General features: G+C 46.3%; 18 protein-coding genes. 3 read left to right on the top strand and 15 right to left on the bottom strand.

Going from position 1 to position 25,328, the window contains the following annotated elements:
* The first annotated feature begins 90 nt into the window (after window positions 1-90).
* A complete protein-coding gene (locus K9M52_RS08910; RefSeq protein WP_224071710.1) occupies window positions 91-858 on the top strand; it encodes a Bax inhibitor-1/YccA family protein in 768 nt (255 codons plus the stop codon).
* Window positions 859-1,281: 423 nt separating this feature from the next.
* Window positions 1,282-3,381 (top strand): peptidylprolyl isomerase, encoded by a 2,100-nt coding sequence (locus K9M52_RS08905; RefSeq protein ID WP_224071709.1) that lies wholly within the window; start codon window positions 1,282-1,284, stop codon window positions 3,379-3,381.
* A gap of 639 nt (window positions 3,382-4,020) precedes the next feature.
* Here the strand turns inward: K9M52_RS08905 and K9M52_RS08900 are convergent.
* The 7 genes from K9M52_RS08900 to K9M52_RS08870 form a co-directional block, all read right to left on the bottom strand.
* Window positions 4,021-4,380, bottom strand: a complete 360-nt coding sequence (locus K9M52_RS08900; RefSeq protein ID WP_224071708.1) for a cupin domain-containing protein — start codon at window positions 4,378-4,380, stop codon at window positions 4,021-4,023.
* 16 nt (window positions 4,381-4,396) lie between these two features.
* Window positions 4,397-5,905 carry a cysteine--tRNA ligase gene (cysS, locus tag K9M52_RS08895; RefSeq protein WP_224071707.1) on the bottom strand — a complete coding sequence of 503 codons (1,509 nt, stop codon included), beginning with the start codon at window positions 5,903-5,905 and terminating at the stop codon, window positions 4,397-4,399.
* 137 nt (window positions 5,906-6,042) lie between these two features.
* Complete coding sequence (locus K9M52_RS08890; protein ID WP_224071706.1) at window positions 6,043-7,191, bottom strand: endonuclease/exonuclease/phosphatase family protein; 1,149 nt, start codon at window positions 7,189-7,191, stop codon at window positions 6,043-6,045.
* Window positions 7,192-7,333: 142 nt separating this feature from the next.
* A complete protein-coding gene (locus K9M52_RS08885; RefSeq protein ID WP_224071705.1) occupies window positions 7,334-9,229 on the bottom strand; it encodes a glycoside hydrolase family 35 protein in 1,896 nt (631 codons plus the stop codon).
* Between the two features lie 207 nt (window positions 9,230-9,436).
* Window positions 9,437-11,629 (bottom strand): heavy metal translocating P-type ATPase, encoded by a 2,193-nt coding sequence (locus tag K9M52_RS08880; protein ID WP_224071704.1) that lies wholly within the window; start codon window positions 11,627-11,629, stop codon window positions 9,437-9,439.
* A 435-nt stretch (window positions 11,630-12,064) separates the two neighbouring features.
* Entirely contained in the window at window positions 12,065-13,012 is a 948-nt protein-coding gene (locus K9M52_RS08875) for a TolB family protein (RefSeq protein ID WP_224071703.1), read from the bottom strand.
* A 216-nt stretch (window positions 13,013-13,228) separates the two neighbouring features.
* Window positions 13,229-14,236, bottom strand: coding sequence for a TolB family protein (locus K9M52_RS08870; RefSeq protein WP_224071702.1), 1,008 nt, complete (start codon window positions 14,234-14,236; stop codon window positions 13,229-13,231).
* Between the two features lie 616 nt (window positions 14,237-14,852).
* Between K9M52_RS08870 and K9M52_RS08865 the strand changes: the two genes are divergently transcribed.
* Entirely contained in the window at window positions 14,853-15,662 is an 810-nt protein-coding gene (locus K9M52_RS08865) for an alpha/beta hydrolase (RefSeq protein ID WP_224071701.1), read from the top strand.
* Window positions 15,663-15,735: 73 nt separating this feature from the next.
* Here the strand turns inward: K9M52_RS08865 and K9M52_RS08860 are convergent, their stop codons facing one another.
* From K9M52_RS08860 to K9M52_RS08825, 8 genes are all read right to left on the bottom strand, one after another.
* Entirely contained in the window at window positions 15,736-16,632 is an 897-nt protein-coding gene (locus K9M52_RS08860; protein ID WP_224071700.1) for a sugar phosphate isomerase/epimerase family protein, read from the bottom strand.
* Between the two features lie 68 nt (window positions 16,633-16,700).
* On the bottom strand, window positions 16,701-17,603 hold the full coding sequence (locus tag K9M52_RS08855; protein ID WP_224071699.1) for a hydroxypyruvate isomerase family protein: 903 nt from the start codon (window positions 17,601-17,603) through the stop codon (window positions 16,701-16,703).
* Between the two features lie 58 nt (window positions 17,604-17,661).
* Window positions 17,662-18,906 carry a nucleoside permease gene (locus tag K9M52_RS08850; protein WP_224071698.1) on the bottom strand — a complete coding sequence of 415 codons (1,245 nt, stop codon included), beginning with the start codon at window positions 18,904-18,906 and terminating at the stop codon, window positions 17,662-17,664.
* A gap of 145 nt (window positions 18,907-19,051) precedes the next feature.
* Complete coding sequence (locus tag K9M52_RS08845; protein ID WP_224071697.1) at window positions 19,052-20,527, bottom strand: Gfo/Idh/MocA family protein; 1,476 nt, start codon at window positions 20,525-20,527, stop codon at window positions 19,052-19,054.
* Window positions 20,528-20,560: 33 nt separating this feature from the next.
* Window positions 20,561-21,616, bottom strand: a complete 1,056-nt coding sequence (locus K9M52_RS08840) for a sugar phosphate isomerase/epimerase family protein (protein WP_224071696.1) — start codon at window positions 21,614-21,616, stop codon at window positions 20,561-20,563.
* 12 nt (window positions 21,617-21,628) lie between these two features.
* Window positions 21,629-22,786: a Gfo/Idh/MocA family protein gene (locus K9M52_RS08835; protein ID WP_224071695.1), complete on the bottom strand. Its 1,158-nt coding sequence runs from the start codon at window positions 22,784-22,786 to the stop codon at window positions 21,629-21,631.
* Window positions 22,787-22,861: 75 nt separating this feature from the next.
* Window positions 22,862-24,562 (bottom strand): GMC oxidoreductase, encoded by a 1,701-nt coding sequence (locus K9M52_RS08830; protein WP_224071694.1) that lies wholly within the window; start codon window positions 24,560-24,562, stop codon window positions 22,862-22,864.
* Window positions 24,563-24,625: 63 nt separating this feature from the next.
* Window positions 24,626-25,276 (bottom strand): gluconate 2-dehydrogenase subunit 3 family protein, encoded by a 651-nt coding sequence (locus K9M52_RS08825; protein WP_224071693.1) that lies wholly within the window; start codon window positions 25,274-25,276, stop codon window positions 24,626-24,628.
* Between the last annotated feature and the right edge of the window lie 52 nt (window positions 25,277-25,328).

Raw genomic sequence — 25,328 nt, 5'->3', positions numbered from 1 at the left:
GAGCGCTAAAAATTTAGGAGTTTCTTTGGGAAAGGGGTCATGGGAATTGCATTTTTGCGTGTATCTTTATCACGTTAAAAACCAAATATTATGGCTTTATTTAAATCAAGTAATCCAACTGTAGCGGAGAAAGTTTTTAAAAATTCCCTGGGTTCCGCAGATGCCTCTGCGGGAACAATGACCATCGGGGGGTCAATCGGTAAATTTGGATTTTTGTTGCTCATGGTAATGGGCGGCGCGTTTTATACATGGAACCTGTTGGCTAAGGGACAGACTTCCCTTTTGCAGACCATGATGATGATTGGTATTTTTGGCGGCCTGATCACTGCCATGATCATTATCTTTAAACCGCATTTAGCGAAATTTCTGGCACCCTTATATGCTTTACTGGAAGGATTTGCCTTGGGGGGTATTTCTGTTATCATTCAGACAGCTTTTGCCCAGAAATATCCGGGTATCGTGCTTCAGGCGGTAGGCCTGACCTTTGCGGTAGCGCTGGGAATGCTCGCCTTATATGCTTTTAGGGTCATCCGGGCAACCCAGAAGTTCAGGGCGATCGTTTTTTCCGCGACGCTGGGTATTTTGATCTTCTATGCCATCTCCTGGATACTAAGCCTTTTCCATGTTAATGTGTCCTTTATGTATGATTCCAGTCTGCTCGGCATCGGGATTTCCCTATTCGTGGTGGCCATTGCTGCCCTGAATCTGATTCTGGATTTTGATATGATTGAAAAAGGAGCAGAAATGGGCGCCCCCAAATACATGGAATGGTATGGGGCCTTCGGTCTGATGATTACCATGGTTTGGCTTTACCTCGAGATTTTAAAATTACTCTCCCGCTTCGCCGGCAGAAAATAGCCGCATTATTGGAAAGTTAATGAGATCCCTGGTTGAATTTATGATTCAGCCAGGGATTTTTGTTGGACTGCGTGTGAGGGTTTTATTCATGTAGAGAGCCGGCGAAAATAGCTTAATTGGCTATAAATCAAGTGATCCGGCATTTACAAAACTATTGTAGGGGGCTATAAATTCGACAAATGCACGTGCGGAAAGCGATTGAGACTTATTGAAAAAGGGAAAAACGACCGCAGCCCTTGATTATGAACATTTGTCCCTGCATTCGGGACAAATGGCAGGCCTGGGAGCTGCGTAATCCTTTGGCGGTCTGATTTACCCGAAATTTTTGCCAAAATATAAAATTAGTTTTGTTATACATTTGTTTCAATCATATATTCCGTTATTTTTGCCATCTTTAAAACCAGAAATAGAAAGGTAACTATTATGTCCATAATTCAGAAAATCCAGGAGAAAGGCGCCTGGATCGTTTTTATCCTAATTGCCCTGGCGCTTATCGCGTTCATTATGATGGATTCTTCTGTCAGGGGCGGTTTTGGCAACAAAACCACCATTGGTAAAGTGAATGGTGAGCAGATCAAGATCGAAGACTTCAATGCAAAAATGGCATCCGTTGAAAAAATGTCCAATACACAGAATATGCCCCGGTCCCAGGTAATGACCGGTGTATGGAATTATTTTGTGCAGTCCACGCTGTTGAAACAAGCCTATGAGCAATTGGGTCTCGTTTGCACCAGCAAAGACCTGGATTTTGCCTTATTCGGATCCAATCCGCCCTCTTTTTTACAAGGCTTCGTGAATCCTGAAACAGGGCAGTATGATGTAAACGCAGCCAGAAATGCGCTGGCTCAGCTTAAGAGGTCCACCAATGCACAGCAAAAGCAAATGGTTAATGAGTTTCTGGCGCAGGAGCAAGAACAGATTATGATGGCTAAGTATCAGTCGATGGTTTTTGGCGCTGCTTATGTACCCGGCTGGTTATTGAATAAAACGATGGCTGATGACAATGCCATCGCCCAGGTACAATATGTTGCCGTTCCGTATACAACGATCAGTGACAGTGCTGTCAGCGTCAGTGACGCGGATATCAATGCTTATGTGCAGGATCATAAAAAATTATTCGAACAAAAAGAAGAAACCCGTAATATCAGCTATGTGACTTTCAGTGCGGCACCCAGCGCTGCTGATTCCGCAGAAATCAAAAACACCTTAAAGGGAATGGAAAAAGATTTTGCGGCAGCTACAGATAATGCTGCATTTGTGGCTTCTAAAGATGGAAGCAATCAAATGTATGATGGATTTGTCAGCGGTAAAGCTATGCAATTCCCGAATAAGGATGCAATCATTGCTACGCCGGTTGATTCCGTTTGTGCGCCTTATATTTCCAATGGCAATTATGTGATTACTAAAATGGTGGCCAAAACTTCCATGGCTGATTCCGCCAAAGTAAGGCATATTCTGGTCGCTACTCATCAGCAGGACCCAAGGTCAGGACAGTTGTATCCGGTACGGGATGACTCTGCTGCTTTAAAAAGACTGGACAGTGCAATCGCAGAAATTAAGGCCGGTGCCAGTTTTGATTCAGTCGCCTTAAAATATTCTGATGACGGCGGCTCTGCCCAGAAAGGCGGTGTCATAGATTATTTTGGTTCCGGTCAAATGTTCCCTGCCTTTAATGACTTTGCTTTTACGGGTCATACAGGAGAAGTGAAAACCGTTAAAACGACAGTAGGGTACCATTATGTTGAGATCCTGGGTCAGAAAGGTTCTACAGAAGGATATAAGATCGCCAGCATTGGCCGTCAGATCGTACCCAGTCAGCAGACCATCGATTCTGTCAACAATGTAGCCGCTACTTTTGTAGCTTCCAGCCAGACCTATAAGGCTATGGAAGAAAACGCCAAGAAAGAAAACAAAGCCGTTTTGCCGGCGCAGGGTATAAAGGAGAATGATTACCAGGTCGGCAACCTCGGAGAGAGCAGAGATATGGTAAAATGGATTTATGAGCACAAAGTCGGCGACGTTTCCCAACCAGTCGAAATCGGGGATAACTTTGTGGTGGCTTCTATTACCAATATCGCTAAACCTGGCCTGCCAACGGCGGCGACTGTACGCCCTTATTTGGAGCAAATGCTGAAAAACAAGAAAAAGGCGAAAATGATCATCGATAGTAAATTCAAGGGTAGTTCTCTTGAGGACTACGCAAAATCCGCCGGTGTTGCAGTACAGACCCTGGATAGTTTAGCTTATGAAGCTTCGTTTGTGCCTTCTCTCGGCAATGAGCCCGCGCTGGTAGGTGCCGCCTTTAATAAAGACCTGTTGAACAAGGTAAGCAAGCCTTTTGCAGGAACGATGGGGGTATTTGCCATCAAGCCTTTAAGTGTTTCTGCCAAATCTTCGCTGGAAGGACCCGATGCAGTTAAGAACAGAATGAAACAAACCTGGTTTCAGCAGATCCAGAACAGAATGTTGAGTGCCCTGCAGCAATCAGCAGAGATTGAAGATAACCGTTCTACTTTCTTCTAATAAAAAACGGGAAGAAAAAGCGGTATATATAACGCCCCCGGCTGATCTGTCAGCCGGGGGCGTTTTTGATGGGGGCGCCAACCGGGTTGAACGGTTTGATTCATCGGGGGAGACGCATAACTGGCAGGGACGGTTGTATCTGCCAAGAGCCGGAAACATGCGAGGCAAACCTGCCGGTTTATGAGGCCACAATTCAGTTATGGCGCATATGCATATATTTCTATAGTTTCTTTCTTGAAAGTCAGTATCAAATTAAATATTTTTGGCGCAATAGGGGGTGAAAAATGTCAATTGCGCCAAAAATAGGCGATTTTTGACGCAATTGCGGACCCACGCCGTCACCTGGTCTGGGAAGGCAGATGTAAAGGAGCGTCAGATTAACTTATTAATTGATAGCCGTGAATGTATGTGAGGTTAAGTTTTCAAAGGCGCCTTATCTTGGTCTCCAAAAAGGTTGGTGATGAAATTCTTCAAAAAATTGAAATATTCAGAGAGGCCACAAAAACATCCAAAGCACTTTTTCTTACACGCATCACTTGTTTCGGGTTAAAAGCCGCAGTTTTAAGGACACATTTGTTCAAAATGACTTGACGATGGATGCCCTGTTCTTATCCGTATCGTGAAAGGTCAGAAAGTCACTTATAACGATATATTTTCTCTGTCAGGCGCGGCGTTGTTCATACCGGGCGCAGAAATCACCAAAAAACGCACCGGCGCGTCTGATTCGTTTGCGATATAATGGGTCGTAAGCGCCGGGACACAAAGTCCCTGTTGCGTATCTAATACAGTGGCGTTACCATCCATATAGATAATTGCCTGGCCTTCTAAAATATAGAAAAACTGCTCCGTCTGCTTATGCAGATGAAGTTGCTCTCTGGTACCTGCTTCCATTCGTTCTTCCTTGACGGTGGCCGCAGGACTGTCATTCAGCACCCAGGCCTGACAGCCGGATGCCCACTCGTAGGTTTCTGTATTGTGTTTGTCTACCGGATAACGCATGGCTCAAAATTGGCAATTATTCAAACTGATAACTGACGTTTCCTCCTTTTTCGTCTTTTAGCAAGATTCCCAGGGCTGCCAGTTCATTTCTGATGCGGTCACTGGTGACAAAATCTTTTTTGGATTTGGCGTCTTTGCGCATTTCTATTAATACCTGAATCACACCATTGAGTTGCTCTCCGGCATGTTCTGAGACTTTTTTCAAACCAAAAATATCTTCTACGTAAACCTGCATCTGTTTCCTAAATGTATCCATAGTGGCTTTGCTGATAGCGTCAGCCTTAATGTGGCCGTCTTTAATACCATTGATCACCGGAACCAGTTCAAAGAGATTGGCCAGCGCTTTAGCGGTGCCAAAGTCATCATTCATAAAATCATCCAGTTCTGCAACGAGATCCGTTACTTTTTTATCAAGTGTGTTATCGGTGGCTGTAACCGGGCTTTCTATATCCATGCGCTGAAGCGTCTCAAATGCTTCCATCAGCCGGCGTAACCCCTTCTCGGCTGCCTTCAGGGCATCATTACTGAAATCCAGTGTGGAGCGGTAATGTGTCTGTAAAATAAAGAACCGGATAACCATCGGATGATAGGCCTGCTCCAACATGGGGTGGTTGCCGCTGAACAGCTCGGTGAATTTGATAATATTATTATAGCTTTTCCCCATTTTGCGGCCGTTAATGGTGATCATATTATTATGCATCCAGTAACGGGCCGGTATCTTGTCATTGCAGACAGCGCTTTGGGCGATCTCACATTCGTGATGGGGGAACTGCAGGTCCATACCGCCTCCGTGAATATCAAATTCAGCACCCAGGTACTTCGTGCTCATGGCTGAGCATTCAATATGCCAGCCCGGAAAGCCTTCTCCCCAGGGGCTCATCCAGCGCATGATATGTTTGGGAGGGGCTTTTTTCCAGAGCGCAAAATCTACTTTGTTTCTCTTTTCATCCTGATTTTCCAGTTCACGGCTGCTCTCCTGCATATCTTCCAATACGCGGCCACTCAGAATTCCATAAGGAAGGTCTCTTTTGGAAAAGTCCTGATTGTATTTTTCCACATCAAAATATACAGAGCCGTCTACTTCATAGGCATAACCATCAGCGATGATTTTTTTGATCATCTCTATCTGTTCCACGATATGTCCGGTGGCTGTTGGTTCAATGCTGGGAGACAGTGTATTAAACTCTTTCATGCCCCAATGGAACAGATCTGTGTATTTTTTGACCAGTTCCATGGGCTCGAGCTTTTCCAGAAAAGCTTTGTTGGCGATCTTGTCTTCTGCCTGCCGCCCTTCTTCTTCAAAATGCCCGGCATCCGTTATATTACGGACATACCGCACCTTATAGTCTAAGTGCCTGAGGTAACGATTGACAACATCAAAAGTGATATAGGGCCTGGCGTGCCCCAGATGGGACTCTCCGCTTACCGTAGGTCCGCAAACGTACATGCCGACATAGCCAGGTGTAATGGATTTAAATACTTCTTTTTGACGCGTGAGCGAATTATATATCTGTAATGCTTCCATGAAGGGTCTATTTAATCAAGACAGGCCCGCCACCCGGAGGCCTGCTATATATCTGCGAAGGTAAATTTTATTCCAGAGAATTGATCACAGGACCAGTTGTTTTGCCGGAACTTTTGCCGGCTGGCCTTTGTCTTTTCTTATTTAAGCACAGTTTTCTCTCCCGGTTTTAGCGAAAGGTCAGCTACCAAGAGTAAATGATCGCTCAGGTTCTCATCGATCAGGTCGAACTGCTCTACCTTAAACCGGTCTTCGGGAAGAATATAATCGATCCTGAGTGTTGGCGCGATGGCATAATAGGTACGGCCGACCCCCCAGCTTTTCTTCAGGAAAGCGTCATAGCGACTTGGGCCGCGGATCTTAAAATAGGCATATGATGCGGGAACATCATTAAAATCACCGCAGATAACACTCGGTAGGGTGGTGCTATCGGCAGTACGGCGGATCATACCTGCCTGAACCGCCCTTCTGGAGTAGGCCAGCTGCATTTTTTTCAAAATACTATAGGAAGCTTGTAAAGTGGAATCACTTTGATGTTTAATGGATCTTATATCCTGATAATCCTGCTCAGAAAATTTATAGGACTGCAGATGGACATTGAAAACCCGCACGGTGTCCATCCCGTGTAATATATCGGCGTAGATAAAGCTTTCAGAAATACCTCTCGGATATTGAATTTTACGGGTCCGGATAATAGGATATTTAGAGAAAATAATACTGCCGGACTGATAAAACCCGTTTCTGCGGTTGACATCTTTGGAGAAAAAATGATAAGGATAGGCCTCTGAAAACAGCCCTATATTATTGGCATGCTCTCCCTGGGTTTCACTGTGGTTGAATTCCTGCAAACAGATAATATCCGGATGCAGGCCCTGGATTGTCGCGGCGATTTCTTTCCGGTCGTATTTCTTATTGGAGCTTTGCTGGCTGATGCCATACATCGAGGCAACATTCCAGCTAACCAGACGAATTGTTTCCGGGGCTTTCTGCTCTGTTTCAAAGCTGCTGAAAATATGGAAGGAAAAGACTACCTTGATCTGGCGCCAGCCAATCAGCAGCGCGAGTAAAGGGATGAGCGCTGCTTTGGGTTTTGTGATCAGCCAGAAAATAAAGGCAAAGACCAGGATGATCACCAGATAAGGAAGCATCAGACTGAGTGCGCCTATAAACCACCAACGCACCGGATTGAGCTCCGAAGCGAGGCAGGCGAGCACAAAGAGTATGGCCACTAAAATAGTAGGGATTAGTAGAATACTTCTGGTAAACCGTCTTATAAATCTAAGTGGCATAAGCCAAATTTAATCATTTTTTTCAGAGTGCCTTGTGTCCATAGTATGGCGTCTGCTAGTGTCTGAAAATCAGGTCGTAAAAAAGCCCGGCCACTGGATTAGTACAGTAGCCGGGCCATAAGTTTTATTTATGAGAAACGCCTTACGCGCCTTTTTTCTCAGGCAGGCGGAGCGACTCTAAAATAGGTGTTTTAATGCTGTGGAGTTCGGTATGTTTTTTATCATTCTGCTGCTCAAAGATCTCGATGGTATTTTTGCCCTTTTTCAACCAGCAACCCGGCAGATATAATGTCTGCTGAGGACCTACTTTCCAATAACGGCCCAGGTTGTGTCCGTTGACAAATACAATCCCTTTACCCCAGTCCTGCATATCGAGGAAAGTGTCACCTACATCCTTGACATCGAAGCTGCCTTTATACAGTGCGGGGTTGCCTGTGGTCTGGCTAGTGCCTGATGTTATTTCCGGAAAGCTTGTCATAGGTAATTTATACATCTGCCAGCTACCCGTGATCTCCATGTCATTAATCGTTACCGGGCTGATAATGCCTTTAAGGTTGTGTACGATCTCTGCTCCGTAATTGATGCGCCCCATATTTTCCACGACCAGCGTCAGCGTGGAATTAAATGGAATATCAATGTCCATCTCGTAGTTTTTAAAATAGCGGTTCAGTTCCCCTACCTGTTTGCCGTTGACATACACTATGGCATAATCTCTCAGTCCGTCCACTTTTAACTTACCCTGAATAGGCTGCACAAACTTTTTTTGATAGACCACATATCCGTAACCCTGATTCAGATCCTCAAAGGTCATCGGCGTATCATTCTCTACAGGCTTCATTTTCCCGATCAGGTCAAAAAGATTGGCAGACTGGGTAAGTTGGATCGCCGGGATCTCTATGACCGGGATTTGTTGAGGAATCTCAGGCACAGGGTAATGCACGTATCTTTGCATTAATGTGCGGATTGCTTTGTATTTTGGTGTAGCCCAGCCGGCTTCACTGATAGGCGCGTCATAGTCGTAGGAGGTCAGATCGGGCTGGATATCGTGTTCTCCATTGTAATTGGCGCCGGCTGTAAATCCGAAATTCGTTCCACCGTGGACCATATAGTAATTAAAAGAGACCGTATCCTTCAGGTATTTCTCTGTTTGTTTAACAATGGATTCCGCGGAGACCTTCGGAAAGGGCTCTGCCCAGTGGTCTAACCATCCGGGATAGAATTCTGCGACCATATAAGGACCTTTGCCGCCATGGTATTCATTAACGACTTTTTTCAGATTGTGAATATTGCCTTCTCCATTGGCGGTCGGTAATGCGCCTTCAATGGTTCCTCCCTTAAATAGCCAACTGCCGTCAGAGGTAAATTTAGGGATATCGAAACCAACCTCATCGATGATTTTCTTAATGGCAGCAGTATAGGCTTTGTGTTGCTCCAGCGGAATATCTTTGCGTTGCGCCACATAAGAGCCAAACTCATTTTCTGCCTGCACCATAATGATGGGGCCGCCGTGCGTGATTTGCAGATCACCAACCTGCTCTGCGAGTTTGGTGAAGTAAAGTTTACAGGAATCTAAGAAGGGTTGATTGTCGGTGCGGACAACCATTCCCGGGGTTTTTTGCAGCCACCAGGGGAAACCGCCGAACTCCCACTCCGCGCAAGCATACGGCCCCGGGCGCAAGATGACCATCATGCCTTCCTGGCCGGCTGTTTTAACGAACTCTGCCAGGTCATGATCTCCTTCAAAGTTCCAGACGCCAGGGGCGGTTTCCTGGAAATTCCAGAAGACATAGGTCGCAACCGTGTTAAGGCCCATGGCTTTCATCATTTTCAGCCGCTGACGCCAGTACTGATGAGGTACCCGGGCAAAGTGCATTTCTCCAGAGTGGATCTGGATAGGCTTGCCATCATAGAGAAAGGAGCCGTTCTTGATTTCAAAACTGTGTTTGGACTTGTGTTGCTGTGCCTGACTGGACTGGCCGGCTGCACAGATCAGCAGTACGCCCAGAACAAGGGCAAGAAAGTTCTTTTTGTGATTCATCGTTATCCGAAATAGTTAAATGGGTTTAGTAAGCCCGGTGGCGGTCATCGGTGCGACAGCCGTCTGCTCACTTTGATGTTAAATTCATGAATATATCTGACCCATGAAAATAAGAAATGTTTAGGAGGAATGCCTTGATTTACCTCACACAAACGTTTGCTTAAAAACCTTGAAAAATGCTTTTCAGGTAAAATCGCATTTCCGGGGCTATATAACTTTTTTCCAGCTTAAGCGGATGGAGTTAAAGCCCAGGACAACGTCACTAAGGCCCATGGCCAGTGCGGCAAAGGAAGGGCTGAGCAAACCGAGCCCTGCAACAGGCAATGCAATGATATTATAAGCAAAGGCCCAAAGCAGGTTTTGTCTGATCGTTTTATAGGTATGCTTGCCGAGGCCAAGCGCCAGGGGTAGCTGCCCGATACCATCGCGAATCAGCAGCACGTCAGCCGTTTGCATGGCGATCTGCGTAGCGCTGCTGAGCGAAACACCTACTGTCGCTTCTGCCAGGGCAGGGCTGTCGTTAATGCCATCCCCTATCATGGCAACCGCTCCCGTTTGTCTTAGATCTCTGATGGTTGCCTGCTTTTGCTGCGGCGTCTGCTCACTATATACATGATCTATACCTAAGACGCCGGCTACTTCCTTACAGTTTACAGTGCTATCGCCGCTAACCAGATATGTTATAAAGCCCGCTTCTTTTAGCCGGGTAATTGTTTGGGGTGCTTCAGGGCGTATGGTATCTTTAAAACTGACCCACCCAAGAATTCGGTTTTCCCGGATCAGATATAAATGATGATGGGGCTCTATAGTCATTTCCTGTGATTGCAGGCCGGCTTGTGATTGCAGGAGCGCCTGCGCTTTGCGGGGAGAAACCGCAAAGTATATGACGCCTTCTTTCGTGATACCCTTCATGCCTTCACCTTTTATCTCTTCTACTTTGGCAAAAGCGACTGGGCCGTTATTCGCTGAGCTGCCGGCTGCCGGTTTCCAGGCCTGCATAATAGCGGTCGCCAGCGGGTGGCCTGAGTATTTTTCAAGATTGAATACAAGCGTTTTAAACGTGTTCGTTTCCATTGAAGCTATGTGCTGAAAATCAGCGATCTGCAATTTTCCAGTCGTAAGCGTGCCTGTTTTATCGAAGACAATATTTTTAATTTGTTGGAAATTTTCCAGGGCATGCGCATTTTTAAACAGGATTCCTTTTTTAGTGGCTCTGCCCAGGCCCACGGCAATGCCGGCCGGCGTGGCCAGCCCCATGGCACAGGGGCAGGCAATCACCAACATGGCGATTGCCCGCATCAGAGAAGCCGTAAAGCCGGCACCTCCTAGAAAGAAATTCAGCGTAAAGCCCAGCGCGGCTAATACCAATATGGCGGGAACAAAAAGGGCGCTGATCTTGTCTGCCAGAAGCTGCATGGGCGCCTTTTGCTGCTGCGCCTTTTCTACCAGGCGAAGCATATGCTGCAATACCGTGTCTTTGCCGGTGGCGGTGATATAGGCTTTGACATTACCGGACAGAACCTGACTATTGCCAATCAGAGCCTCTCCTTTTGTTTTATGGACGGGCAGTGATTCACCTGTCAGAATAGATTCGTCGATGTCTGCTTCACCGGAGAGAATTTTGGCATCCATGGGGACGAGCTCCCCCGATTTTATAAGAACAAGGTCCCCGACTTTCAGGTCCTCACTTTCCACCTGAAAGACCATTTCTGAACCGTCAGGGCCGTAAGTCAGCATATTAGCCTGTACCTTTTGCTGAAGCATAAGGCTTTTAATAGATTGTTGGGTCCTGGCAACGGTTCTGGCTTCCAGCCAGTTACCCATAAATACGAGGGTAATAATAGTCGCACTGGTCTCATAAAAGAGAAAGTTTTCCGGCTGGCCGGTCAGTGTTCCGTAAAGGCTATAGCCAAAAGCGGCTAAGGCGCCGAGAATAACCAGCACATTCATATTGGCCGCACTGCTTTTAAGGCTATGCCAGGCGCTGCGCCCCAGATAAGCCAGGCCAATCATCAGCACGATGACGGACAATACCAGCTGAAATACAGGCTGGTGTAGCAGACGCGCCGTTAGCCACATATGCAGCCATAGTGGAATGGTAAATATCAGGCAGGCAATGAACCTTTTAAATGGCGTGCCCAGCAGGCGCTCTGAAAGGCTTGCCGATCCGTCGGCCATACCGGATGGCTCCTGCTCTATCCTGAAGCCCAGCCCTTGTATGCCATCCCGGATTTTCTTTAAGGGAACCCCGTCCTGGTCTGGATGCTGAAAACGCACCAGGGATTGCATGAAGTCCACTTCTACCCCTTTGACACCTAATGATTTGAGTTGTTTGTCAACGGACATGGCACAATTCGTACAGGTCATGCCGCGGACTTTCCATTCTATTTGATTGTCCATTGTTGAATATCGATTGTATACAGCTGTTACAAAGGTACAGTTGAAAAGGCAGTAATGGAAGTTTGTTCTGAGTCGATACGTTAATTGATGGTACTGCCTTACTGTCTGCCACTTCTATTTGCTTTTTACCGGGTGCGGTAGTTGGAATGACACCATCAGATCCGGCTCCGTCGTCTGCCATATATTGCCTGTCGTATTCTGGCGCTTAAAAGACAATCTGTAGTTAGATCTGGCTTTTGGGACTGATATCTTTAGATCTGAAAGAGCCGGGGATCAATTTGTAACCTTGGGCATATCCTACCGGTTCGACAGAGGTGGCGAAGAGTAAATTATGAAGCCCGGTTTCTGACGCTATTCCATTTTCTGCAGGAGATGAGTCATGTGGCCAGATCTCATTCTCTTAATGCTTTTAAAAGAGGACTCCGTTTTTGTCCATTAACGCCAGACGGCCTTACTGTCTGCAGCTTCTATTTGCTCTTTACCAGGCGCGGTAACTGGAATGACGCCATTAGATTCGGCGCCATCGTCTACCGCATATTGCCTGCCGTCTGCCGGGATTACTTTTAGATAGAATATTTTTCCAAAAGGCCCGGATGTATGATAATCGGTACCAATCAACAAGTACCTGCCATCAGGAGAGAATGCCAGATTTGTCTCTGCGCCGGAACTGGTGGTAATCTGCTTTAAGTTAGATCCGTCCGCCTGCATCTGCCAGATATGATTGCCGGCTACCAGAGAGATCTTCTTCCCGTCTTTTGAAATTGCCGGTTTACCCCAACTGGCAAACTCAAATTGTTTAACCACACTTACATCAGTAAATGTCTTATTGGTTTTAAGCAATAAATTTTTAAAAGGGAAAAGCAATGTGTTGTCAGCAGCCCAGACAGGGGGCTCAGTTATTTTCTCATCATTGACAGTCTGTATTTTTTGGATCATCTGTCCATTAAGATCGGTGACGACGATGCCATCGTTAAAAGTGGGGTTAATTGCGATTAGTTTTCCGTCCGGAGAAAGCGTTCCTGTCGCAATATCACCCTCGGTTGCATAATATTTAAATTGTTTCACTGTATGTCCATCTGCACTATTTATCACGGTAAACAGACTGGCTTCATAATCGCCTGGTACATCCGTACATTCCAGGATTAATTTTTGATCGGCGGAAATATCCCAGCTGTTTCGGGCGATGTCATCCGCTAGCAACGAACTACGGTGTAAAGAGGTGAAATTGTATTGATAAACACCTTCGTCTGCCCATTGATAATAGATGGTGCCCGGCAAATTCTTTATTGCCGGATCTTTTGGTATCCCTGGATCAGAATCGCTTTTACCGCAGGCGGCAAAGAAGATTACAGCGCCTGTCATCAAAATAAGTATCTTTTTCATCTTAGAATTTTGAATGTGATGGCCGGCAAATTCGGCCGGAAATTGCCGGCGATTTACGGCCAGCCCGTTGTTTTTACATAGCTTACTGGGTTAACTTAATTAACCGGCCCGTTTGTCTGTCGCTTTATCTTTTTCGCTGCATTTAACATCGTGACGATTTGTTTCGTTATGAATATTGTTGTTTATGGATATATATAAAAGGGTTAGTAAGGTATGCTAGCGCCATAGATAGGATTCAGATCCACAACCGTGGATTGACTTTCCATTGATATCGACGGGCTGAAGTAAATCTGCCGGTTCATTGTCAGGCAGATCTTCCGGCACAGATATGATGTTTTGCGCTGTGGCGGGTATGATCCTGATCTCACCGCAATCCAATGATCTGTCTGGAGTGTTAGCGGTAAACACAATATATTTTCCATCTTTGCTCCATCCCGGATCAGCCTCTCTGAACCTTGAGCCGGTCAACTGTCTGGGCTGAGCACCTTCCTGTATATTGACACTGTACAGATGATCAAGATGGACAAAAACAACCTGTTCCGCTTCTCCTGCAGGTGAAGCGGCCATATCTTCCGGTAACTGTCCATAGTCCGGATATTCGTGAATGGTCAGACTTTGCTGGTCGTTGGCAGACTGAAAATTCTTAATGACGGCCAGGGCGTAGCCAATGGATGTTCCATCGCTGCTGAAGGCTTCTGCAGAAAGTACCAGGTCTTTTCCGGTGGCGGTCACACAGAAGGATTTGACATGGGGAATGCGGCCTATTATTTTGCTGTCGTCACCGTTGAACACAATGAGATCTGTCCGTTTGACCGCGCCGTCCGCTGCTTTGGCAAGTGCTGCGTAAATATGGCTGCTTTCTGAGATGAATTTTGGCGTTCCCTCCAGTATACAGGGTAATAGAATGGTACGATATTGTGTTGGTTGCAGAAGGTTGTGTATCTGAACGTATGTGCTGCCACTAGTAAAGTCATTTCTGTACCAGATAAAACGCTTTGCATGGGGAGACACCTGATAATGGTCGCCATCCGAATAGATCGTGGTCTCTTTTCGGGCGCTAAAGTCATATTGGACCAGCTTGTCGGCGGCACTGTAGTATAGAAGCCCGCTATCAATTCTGTTACTGCCACCACCCTGGGGTGTGCCATTGTTTTTACTGCATCCCGCATTTGACATCCAGCATAGTACACAGGCGAATATTAGGATATTATTTTTCTTTTTCATAGGACTGATGATTTGCCCGGCTAATAATCAACCGGAACCGGTTGCTGCAAGTTGTGCCGGCAAGTTTCTGGCTTCTCTTTCATGGGTGATATGTTAAATGAGCGCAGGCTCCTGATTGGGTTTTTACATGAGTACAAGGTCATTTTCCGGCGCATTCAGTATATTAAGCCTATCTTTTTCATTTGCCTGCTAACAACAATGTCTACAATTGATATTAAAATGCCAGACGGTGACAGGTACAAAAATAGCCATGTTCACGAGTTTTGTCAATCCTTAAAAACCGGTATTTTTTGTTTACATAATAGCAAGTATTCGTTATAATTCTTTTTAGTGCCTGGATCTTTGCCCCGCCGCCCTAAAGGAAGGCTTATCACTCTATTCACCCGCTGAAATTTCCGGTTGAGGTTTAAAGTTGTCTGCTTCAGGAAGTACCGCATTTTAATACAACGGGATAGCCCCTACTTTTGAATTGTCAATTAAAAATGATGAAACGATAGATCGCCGGCCCAAACAGATGATTAGTCAATAGTAGCCAAATGCACAAGGGCCTGCTCATATCCTGTCAATATCTTTTAACTCAATAAAATTTACATTATTCATTCAAAATCAAAAGATCATGAAATCAACAGTAAGGCTTTCATATATTAAAGCCATGTTCCTGACATTTGCCGCCATGTTTTTAATCGCTGTGTGCCGGCTAGATGCACAGCCTTCGTCCCGGCCAGGCAAAAAGGCGGTTAAAAATATCGTAATTGTCCACGGCGCGTTCGCGGACGGTTCCGGATGGAGAGCTGTTTATGACATTCTTGTCAAAAATCATTATAATGTCAGTATTGTTCAAAACCCGCTGACCTCACTCAAAGACGACGTCAATAGCGCTAATAGCCTTATTGACCGTCAGAATGGTCCGGTGGTGCTGGTAGGTCATTCCTGGGGAGGAATGGTGATAACGGAAGCCGGAGTCAATCCTAAAGTAGCCTCTCTGGTCTATGTGGCCGCTTTCGCACCTGATAAAGGAGAGTCTGCAGGAGGTCTGGAACAGGAGGTGCCTTTAACCGGGGATGCCGGATTTACGCAGCCGGATAAATATGGACTGGTGTATTTTGAACCGGCAAAATTTCATAGTGGTTTTGCCCGTGACCTAAGCCGGGAAGAAAGCGACTTTCTGTGCCGGTCTCAGGCACCGATTGCCGGTAAGTGTTTTGAAGAAACGGTAGGGAATGTGGCCTGGAAAGACAAACCCAGCTATGGTATCGTAGCTACAGAAGATAAAGCGATCAGTCCGGTGACCGAGCGTAGGATGTATAGACGCGCAGGTGCGAAAGTCGTGGAGCTCAAAGGAAATCATGTGATTTTTATCTCACAGCCGGAAGCCGTGGCAAAGGTGATTATGGCCGCGGCAACGGGAAATAGCAGCCTGCTTTAGTAACATAAAAATCCGCACGCCGATTTTACTGCCGGGTGCGGATTTTTATCACATATCGCCAACGCGTGTGCCGTTAACTTTTGGGCAGTTTGGGCAGCAAGGTTTCCCTGATATATTTATTGCTGGCTGTAATAGAACCGATAATATCCGGTTTGTAATTGTTTTCCTGTTCCACGAAGAAATGCTTCATGCCCGACTGCGCAGAGTGCGCAAATATATCCCCGAAGTTAATACTGCCGTTACCGATCTCAGTGTTTTGTTCAGGATTGGCTTTGTCCATGTCTTTTACATGCCACATAGGGAAACGGCCCGGAAACTCTTTGAAGAGATCATCCGGTTTTTTGCCGGCCCTGACCAGCCAGTAGAGGTCCATTTCAAAGAAGACCAATGAAGGATCGGATTCTTTCAGGAAAATCTCATATCCATAAGTATCGCCAAAGGGCGTAAATTCTGTATTGTGGTTATGATAGGCCAGCTTCAGACCTTCTTTTTTACAGATCTCAGCTACTTTGGTCATCGTCTCTGCCGTCTTTTTGCAGGTATCCGGGTCCTTTTTGGATTCCTCAGATAAGCTCGGAATGGTCAGGTATTCACTGGCCAGGTCCTGACAGGCTTTGATACAGGCATATAGATCTTCCGTAGATCCGTTATCAAAATAGCTATTGATCCCATAGTGGCCACTGGGAGCCTTCAGGCCATTGTCATCCAGGATTTTCTTTAAATCTTTGGTGGAGGTGCCAAAATAGCCGTTATCCTTAGAAAAGCCAAAAGGTTCTACACTGGTGTAACCTGCTTTGGCAATTTGTGCGAGTACGCCTTTCTGATCTTTTGTCAGAATATCCCGTACAGTAAATAACTGAATGCCGACCTCTCCTTTGGGGGAAGCGGACTTGCAGGCCAGTGAAGGCATCAGCCAGGCGCCGGCGGTAACGATTCCGGCTTGTTTCAGAAAACTTCTTCTTGTTGTCATGATTTTATTTTTTCGGAAGTTATAGGAGCTTGTTTGGATATATACGTGAGATGCTTATCAGCGCTGACTTAAATATCACATATCTGGATCGCCTTTTGAAGTGAAGCCAGCTTGTCGGGGTTTTTAGGCACGAACTCCTGAGCCACATAGCCTTTAAATCCGGTGGCAGCAATAGCACGCATAATAGCAGGATAGTAAAGTTCCTGCGTATCATCAATCTCATTGCGGCCAGGAACGCCCCCTGTATGGTAATGGGCAATAAATTGATGATGGGTATTGATGGTATGAATAACATCTCCCTCATCTATTTGCATATGATAGATGTCATATAAGAGTTTAAAGTGCTCACTGCCCAATCTTTTGCAGAGTTCGGCACCCCAACTGGTGCGGTCGCATTGATAATCTTTGTGATTTACCTTAGAGTTTAATAGCTCCATGACAAGAACGACGCCGTGCTTTTCCGCCAATGGGAGAAGTTTTGACAAACCATCGACACAATTTTGCCAACCGGTCTCATCGTCCATACCCCTTTTACTTCCACTAAAGCAGATCAGGTTTTTGTAACCCGCTGCGGCCACTTTGGGAATCATTTCTGTATAGTTCTTGATCAACTGCTCATGGTATTTTTTGTCATTAAATCCGTCGGTCAGGTTGATCTCAGCGCCATTGCACATGGGAGAGTCCAGTCCGTATTTCTTAAGTGTAGGCCACTGCTTGGGGCCCATTAAATCAATACCCGTAATCCCGATCTTTTTGGCAAACTGACAGAGTTCATCCAAAGAAATTCCTGAATAACACCAGGCGCAGACGGAGTGACGAATATTCCCTTTCAGGGCGGTCGCATCATTTGTCTTCATTTGTTTGGAAGTTGCTGCGCCGGCACTGCTTACCAGGCCGGGCAATATGGAGGCAGCGCCTATTGCAGCGGTACCTGTAACGATGTTTTTTAAAGCGGTTCTTCTATTTTGCATAATGGTGAATTTGATGTGTCTAAATTGTCAGAGGGGTTATCGTTGCTTGTAAGATTGATTAAGCCGTTTCCTCTATGGTTACTTTTTTTTCAGGTTTAAAGAAAATAGCAAATAAAGCCATTACGATAAAGGCAAAAATGGCCGGGAAGGTCCAGATATGGTTCCAGACTTCAGCGACTCCGCCTCCCTGGGTTTTATACATTTCGGAAATGATGCCGGCAATATAAAATCCGACCAGCATTCCCACGCCATAAGTGGCCAGGGTAATCAGTCCCTGGGCGGCGCTTTTATATTTTTCTCCTGCTTTATTGTCTGTGTAGATCTGACCGGTAACAAAGAAGAAGTCATAGCAGGCACCATGTAGCGCGATACCTATGATCAGCATAAAGGACAATTCTCCTGCATTGCCATAGGCAAAACAAAGATAGCGGATGACCCAGGCAGCCATGGCCAGCACCAAAGTTTTCTTGAGGCCAAAACGGGTAAAGAAAACAGGAAGCAGCAGCATGAATAATACTTCAGACATCTGGCCAAAAGTCATTTTACCGGCAGGGTTGGCCAGGCCGATCTCTGACAGAAACTGGCTGGCGTACTGGTAATAAAATGCCAGCGGCACACAAATCAGGACAGAGGACACAAAAAAGATCAAATAGTTCCGGTCCTTTAATAATTTAAGCGCATCCAGGCCCAAGACTTCTCCCAGACGGACCTTTTCTCCTTTCCGGGCTTTGGGTGGCGTTTTAGGCAGTACAAAGCTGAACAGGCCTAATACCAGCGACGCAATAGCCGTCATCAGAAATGTATTTTTCAGCAGCCCTGCCGTCAGTGAGTCCTTGCTGTCCCAATGGAAGGCATAACTGATTAGTAATCCTGCAACGATCCATCCCAGTGTACCCCATACGCGAATATTGCCAAAATCCTTTTCAGGATTGCTCATCTGGTTAAAAGAAACAGAGTTGACAAGCGCCAGTGTGGGCATGTATAAAATCATATAGATAAACACATAGGGATAGAAGCTTGCAAAATCAGTGGCGTTATACATCTGAAACATTAAGATCGCACCCAGGATGTGTAATATGCCAAGGATCTTTTCAGCATTAAAGTAGCGGTCGGCAATTAATCCGATAATAAAAGGGGCGATGATCGCACCGAAACATTGGGTAGCAAAGGCACTGGAAATTTCCGCGTCAGACGCGCTGAGGTTGTGCGGCAGATACAGACCAAGGGTCACAAACCAACCACCCCAGACAAAGAACTCCAGAAACATCATAAAGGAAAGCTTAAACCTGATCGATGATTTCATGAAAATAATTTTATTTAGCTAATGAATAAGCGAGGGGGCTCATGGCCCCCTGCTAAATTATTGATAATTATTGAAAATATTAAATATTAAACTTCTTTTATTTGACCTCTACTTGTCAAAATGACTGGTAAAAATCAATAAAATATTACATACCTAATTTCCAACCCTCCCTGTAATCGCGTTTAACAAAGGCATTGACCTCATCAAAATTAGTAATGCGCATGTTGTCATTGTCCCACAGAAGTTTTACATAACGGCCGGGGAATGTGGTTTTGTCGCCCACTTTGCGCTGAACATCAAAGCCACGGATCGCCAGGTTGGCCATCAGCAGGGCTTCAGTCAGCGGCCCGGCAGTCTCAAATGGTGAACTGACTTCTTTTTTGCCATAACCGGCAATTGCAGCTTCTACCCATTGTTTGTAATGACCATTGGCGCCACCCGGAACGCGGCTATATTTCTGCGGAATATTCATTTTCTTCACCTCTTCATTGCGGCTCAAAGGCAACAGCCGGGCATTTTCACTGTAGGTATCTGCCAGCATTTTCCCTTTGGTACCGATAAAGAGCGTTCCGTTACCGCCATCTCCAAATGGCTCATTGGCTCCGAGCTCTTCGGGGCGAGTGGGTTGGATACCACCATCCATCCAGTGAACTTCGATGTCTCCCTTGGTCTTATTCGTTTTTGGAAATTTAAGGGTTACATGACTGGAAGGGGGGCAGCTTTTAGGAAAATACCCTCTCTTGAACTCGTCTACATAGACAGATCCCACACTTGCCTGCACTTCTGTAGCATATTCGAGGTTTAGTGTACGGAAGGCCGCTTCCATCAGATGGCAGCCCATGTCGCCTAATGCGCCTGTGCCGTAATCCCACCAACCTCTCCAGTTAAAGGGCACCAGTTTGTCCACATAATCAGCCTGGGGGGCAGTCCCCAGCCACAGATCCCAGTTGAGTTCTTTTGGAACAGCTGCCGGCGTTGAAGGCCAGGGAATTCCCTGTGGCCAGACCGGACGGTCTGTCCATACATACACCGTATGTACATCTCCGATAAGCCCCGCATCGTACCATTCACTCAACAGGCGTGTCCCGTCATTGGACCCACCCTGATTACCCATCTGGGTAACAACTTTATACTTTTTAGCGGCTTCAGTCAATACCCGTGCCTCATGAATGTCATGCGTAAGGGGTTTTTGTACATAAACATGCTTACCTCTTTGCATGGCACCCAGGGCAATAATCGCATGGTTATGATCCGGGGTAGAAACAGAGACTGCGTCAAAATTGTTGGCTTCTTTTTCAAAAAGTTCACGCCAGTCTTTGTAATATTTTGCTTTTGGAAAGGCTTTGACACTGTTCGCTGCCCGGCGGTCGTCCACATCGCATAAAAAAGCAATATCGGCTTTGCCGCTTTTGGCGAACATAGCGATATCAGACTGGCCTTTACCTCCGGCGCCAACACCGGCTACCCGTAATTTATCACTGGGAGCAATAAACCCTTTGCCTCCGAGTACATGACGGGGTACGATCCATACGCCGGCGCCAATGGCGGCGGCATTTTTAATAAATTTTCGACGGGAGTCAGCGTTTTTCCGCTGAATACTTTTATCGTCTTTGTTGTTCATAACGTATATCAGATTTAAGATGAAAGGATATGATTAAGATAAACCCAAAAAAGACTTGTTGAAGCCTGCGTCTGTACCTGCGGCGGCAAAATCATCGAAAACTTTATTGGTTACCGGAATAATATGATCCTTGATAAATACAGCACCTTCAGCCGCGCCTACCTGGGCATCTTTGAGTGCGCATTCCCATTCGAGTACGGCCCAACCTTTAAAATCATACTGGGATAGCTTGCTGAATATACTTTTAAAATCCACCTGTCCGTCTCCCAGGGAGCGGAACCGGCCTGCCCGGTCTACCCAGTTCTGGTAGCCACCATAAGCGCCCTGTTTGCCGGTAGGATTAAACTCGGCATCTTTGACATGGAACATTTTGATGCGTTCGTGGTAGATATCAATAAAATCCAGGTATTTTAATCCCTGCAGGATATAATGTGACGGATCATATAGCAAACAGGCCCTGGGGTGATTATTGACTTTTTCCAGGAACATCTCATAGGTAATGCCATCATGCAGATCTTCTCCGGGATGGGTTTCATAGCAAAGATCCACACCGGCCTTGTCAAAACTGTCCAGGATCGGCAGCCATCTGGCGGCCAGTTCCTTGAATCCGTCTTCCACGATACCGGCCGGGCGTTGCGGCCAGGGATAAACCAGTGGCCAGAGTAAAGCGCCACTGAAGGTGGCATGGGCGTTCAAGCCCAAATTATATGAGGCTTTTGCAGCGTCGTGCAACTGTCCGACCGCCCATTTGGTTCTTTCCTTAGGGTTTTTGCGATAGGCTGGTGGAGCAAATCCATCAAACAAATCATCATATACCGGATGTACTGCAACCAGCTGACCCTGTATATGTGTAGAGAGTTCTGAAATTTCCAGACCATGGCTGTGGACGATACCGTTAATTTCATCGGCATAGGTCTTGCTTTCGGCGGCCTTATGCAGATCGATAAAACGATCGTCTGTTGTAGGTAACTGTATGGCCTTATAGCCAAGTCCGGCTGCCCAGGCACAAATGGCATCCAGGCTGTTAAAGGGGGCCTCGTCACCAATAAACTGGGCTAAAAATATACCGGGTCCTTTAATTGTCTGCATTTGTAAATAATTTTAGATCGTAAATGTTGTCCATTTCTGTTCCGATTTACCGGAAGCAATAATATTATCAATAAAGGCCATGCCTCTGACCCCGTCCTCTACATCAGGATAGTCCAGTAAATCGGTATCCGGCGTTTCTCCTTTGAGCCGGGCCTGTAGGGCAAGGGCAAAATTGCGATAAAGATTGGCGAAGGCTTCTATATAGCCTTCAGGGTGACCTGCCGGGGTCCGACAGTTATGGAGCGCTACTTCCGAGAGGTAGCCCTGACCGGCTCTGTATATCTCTTTTGGCTTATCCTGCCAATTAATTTCCAATGTATTAGGCTCCATCTGATGCCAGCTTAAGCCGCCTTTTTCACCATAAACGCGAATATGGAGGCTGTTTTCTTCTCCGGCTGCCACCTGAGTGGCGATCAATACGCCGCTCGCTCCGCCATCGAATCTAAGCAAGGCAGCCCCGTCATCGTCCAGCAATCTGCCGGGAACAACGGTTTGAATGTCTGCGCACAGGCTGGAGATTTTCTGGCCGGTGATATATTCTGCCAAATGGGCTGCGTGGGTGCCGATATCGCCCATGGCGCCTGCCTTTCCGCTTTTTGACGGATCGGTGCGCCAGGCCGCCTGCGCATTGCCTTCCTTTTCGGAAAGCTCGCTTAGCCAGCCCTGGGGATATTCAACGTATATTTTACGGATAGCTCCTAACAGTCCTTTGTGTACCATATAACGTGCCTGCTTTACCATCGGATAACCGGCGTAGGTATGGGTAAGGCATAATAGAAGCCCTGTTTCTTTTACTTTGCTGGCCAACTGCCTGGCTTCATCCAAGGTAAAGGTCATGGGTTTTTCAATCACGACATGGAAGCCATTTTCCAGAGCCAGCATTGCCGGCTCAAAGTGGGCAAAATTGGGGGTGACGATTGAGACAAAGTGCATTCTCTCTGATGCCGGGAGCTGCTTCTCTGTCTGGATCATGGTCTTAAAGTCGGGGTAGATCCTGTTATCGGGAAGTCCGAGCTGTTTGCCGGAGGCCACTGATTTTTCTGCAGAAGTACTAAATGCACCACAGCTTAATTCAATGAGGCCATCCATAGCGGCTGCCTTTCTGTGAATGGCGCCGATAAAAGCTCCCTGACCGCCTCCGATCATACCCATTCTTAGTTTTTCACTCAAAATATACGGTAATTTGAAAGCGGGTATGTTGCCATACCCGCTGGGGTGTTTTAATCTAATTTATGGAATGACACATTAAATATTCTGCTTTTTCAGCTCCTTAACGGCATAGTCACAGGCTCTTGCGGTAAGGGCCATGTACGTGAGTGACGGGTTCTGGCAAGCCGTTGAAGGCATGCAGGAACCATCTGTGACAAAGACGTTCTTGACCTCGTGCATTTGATTGAAACCGTTCAGTACAGAAGTTTTAGGATCTCTGCCCATTCTGGCAGTACCCATTTCATGGATGGCCATTCCGGGATCGCAACCGCTGTCATAAGTATGAACATCTTTAATGCCTGCTGCTTCCAGCATTTCTGCGGCATCATTGATCATATCTACGCGCATTTTCTTCTCATTTTCCTTGTACTCGCAGTCAATCGCAAGTACTGGTTGTCCCCATTTGTCTTTTTTGTTTTTATCAATATAGACCTTGTTTTCATAATAGGGGAGCATTTCTCCAAACCCGCCGAGCCCCATACTCCAATTGCCAGGGGTACTCATCTTGTCCTTGAAATCGCCACCGATGGCCATTTCCGGAATATTGTCATGCCAGGTTCCGCGGCTGGCGCCACCCTGGTAACCAAAGCCACGTACGTAGTCTCTCTTATCTCCGCCCATATTGCGATAACGGGGAACATAGATGCCATTGGCCCGGCGTCCATAATAATATTTATCATCAAACCCTTCTGCCCTTCCGGATGCACCACATCTAAAATGATGGTCCATCAGATTGTGTCCCAGCTGACCGCTGCCATTACCCAGTCCTTCAGGGTGAGCCTCAGAAGTAGAATTGAGCAGGATAAATGTGGTGCCTAAAGTAGAAGCGTTGACAAATATGATCTTAGCATAATACTCCATTGTTTCATTCGTCTCCGCATCGATCACTAATACGCCGGTGGCCTTTTTTGTGTCTTTATCGTAGAGGATCTTGTTGACAATTGAGAAGGGACGTAAGGTGAGGTTGCCAGTGGCAACTGCTGCCGGGAGCGTTGCCGACTGGGTACTGAAATAAGCGCCGAACGGACAGCCTCTGCTACAAAGGTTTCTGTACTGACAGGCGCTGCGGCCATTATGCGCCTGCGTGATATTGGCTGTACGGCCAATCGTTACAATTCTGGCTCTTTTATAATGTTCGTCAATGCGTTTTTTAACGGACTTTTCCACACAGTTCATCTCCATTGGCGGCATATATTTACCGTCCGGAAAACCAGGGAAGCCTTCCGGCTGCCCGCTGATACCAGCGAAAGTTTCGGCATGGTCATACCAGGGTGCAATATCTTTATAACGGATGGGCCAGTCGCAACCATGACCGTCTTTTAAGTTGTCTTCAAAATTCATGTCGCTCAGACGATAGCTTTGGCGACCCCACATCAGGGAGCGTCCTCCTACATGATAACCTCTGAACCAGTCAAAGCGCTTTATTTCTGTATATGGACATTCTTCGTCGTTCACCCAGAAGCTCTCATTGTGTTCTGAGTAGGGATAGTCTCTGGACTGTACGTAATGAGACGCTTTTTCTTCTTCTGTCAGCCAACCTCTGTGCGGGAATTCCCATGGTGCTTTGTTGGCGGTTGTATAATCCTTAATATGTTCAATATTGCGACCGCGTTCCAGTTGCAATACTTTCAAGCCTTTTTCTGTTAGTTCTTTGGCTGCCCATCCTCCACTGATGCCGGAACCGACAACGATTGCGTCGTAAGTGCTGCCTTTTTTTGCTTCTGTATTTAGATTCATTGAATAATGGTTTTATTTCTGGGATAGAAATGATTAATGATGTGAAATGATCGCAGCTGTCTGTTATGCCCAGGCTTTCTGGCCGGGTTTTAAGTCAACACAACCGTCATAATGGCCGGGAACAGCTACGTATGCTCTGGCCTGTGTCGCACCGATCTCAGAAGAGAAATAACCCATAATTGTCAGGTCCCTTGTCAATTCAAAGAAATAGTGATTCTTCTTTTTACTGGTGTCTGCAGCCGTCTTGACAAAGCTACCCGCTGTAGGAACATCAATTTTAATGGTGTTGTTAGGGTCTTTATCGTCCTGTTTTTTCTTTGCAATGGTTTTTTCTCTCAGACTTGCCACGGCTTTTTCCTGTTCAGCGCGGCTGGCCTTGAGAAAATCCTTACCCAGCTCAGATTTTGCATCTTTGATAAAGGCTTCCAGACCCTTTACAAAATCCTTCTGTACGTCTTCCGGATAGCAGTCCTTCATCATTAAGGTGACAAACGGACCTACACCGGCCGCTTTTGCGCCAGGACAAGAGGTGGTAGGAATAATAATATCTGCGACCTCCGTGATGACTTTTTGCTGATCCTCCGTCACCAGGGCGCCGGCTTTCTTTTTAGGGCTGGAGCAACTGTCGAATAAAACGCTCATCGTTGTCCCGGACAAAACGATGCCGCCACCGACCAGCAGTGCTACATTTCTGAGTGCCTCTCGTCTCTGCATATTTTTTGGATTTTGTTAGATGAAATAATTTTGCTGTGCTAAAAATATAAAA

Source organism: Arachidicoccus terrestris (assembly GCF_020042345.1).
Lineage (GTDB): Bacteria > Bacteroidota > Bacteroidia > Chitinophagales > Chitinophagaceae > Arachidicoccus > Arachidicoccus terrestris.
Note: the sequence above shows the minus strand (reverse complement) of the source record. Positions and strands in the feature narration are given on the sequence as shown.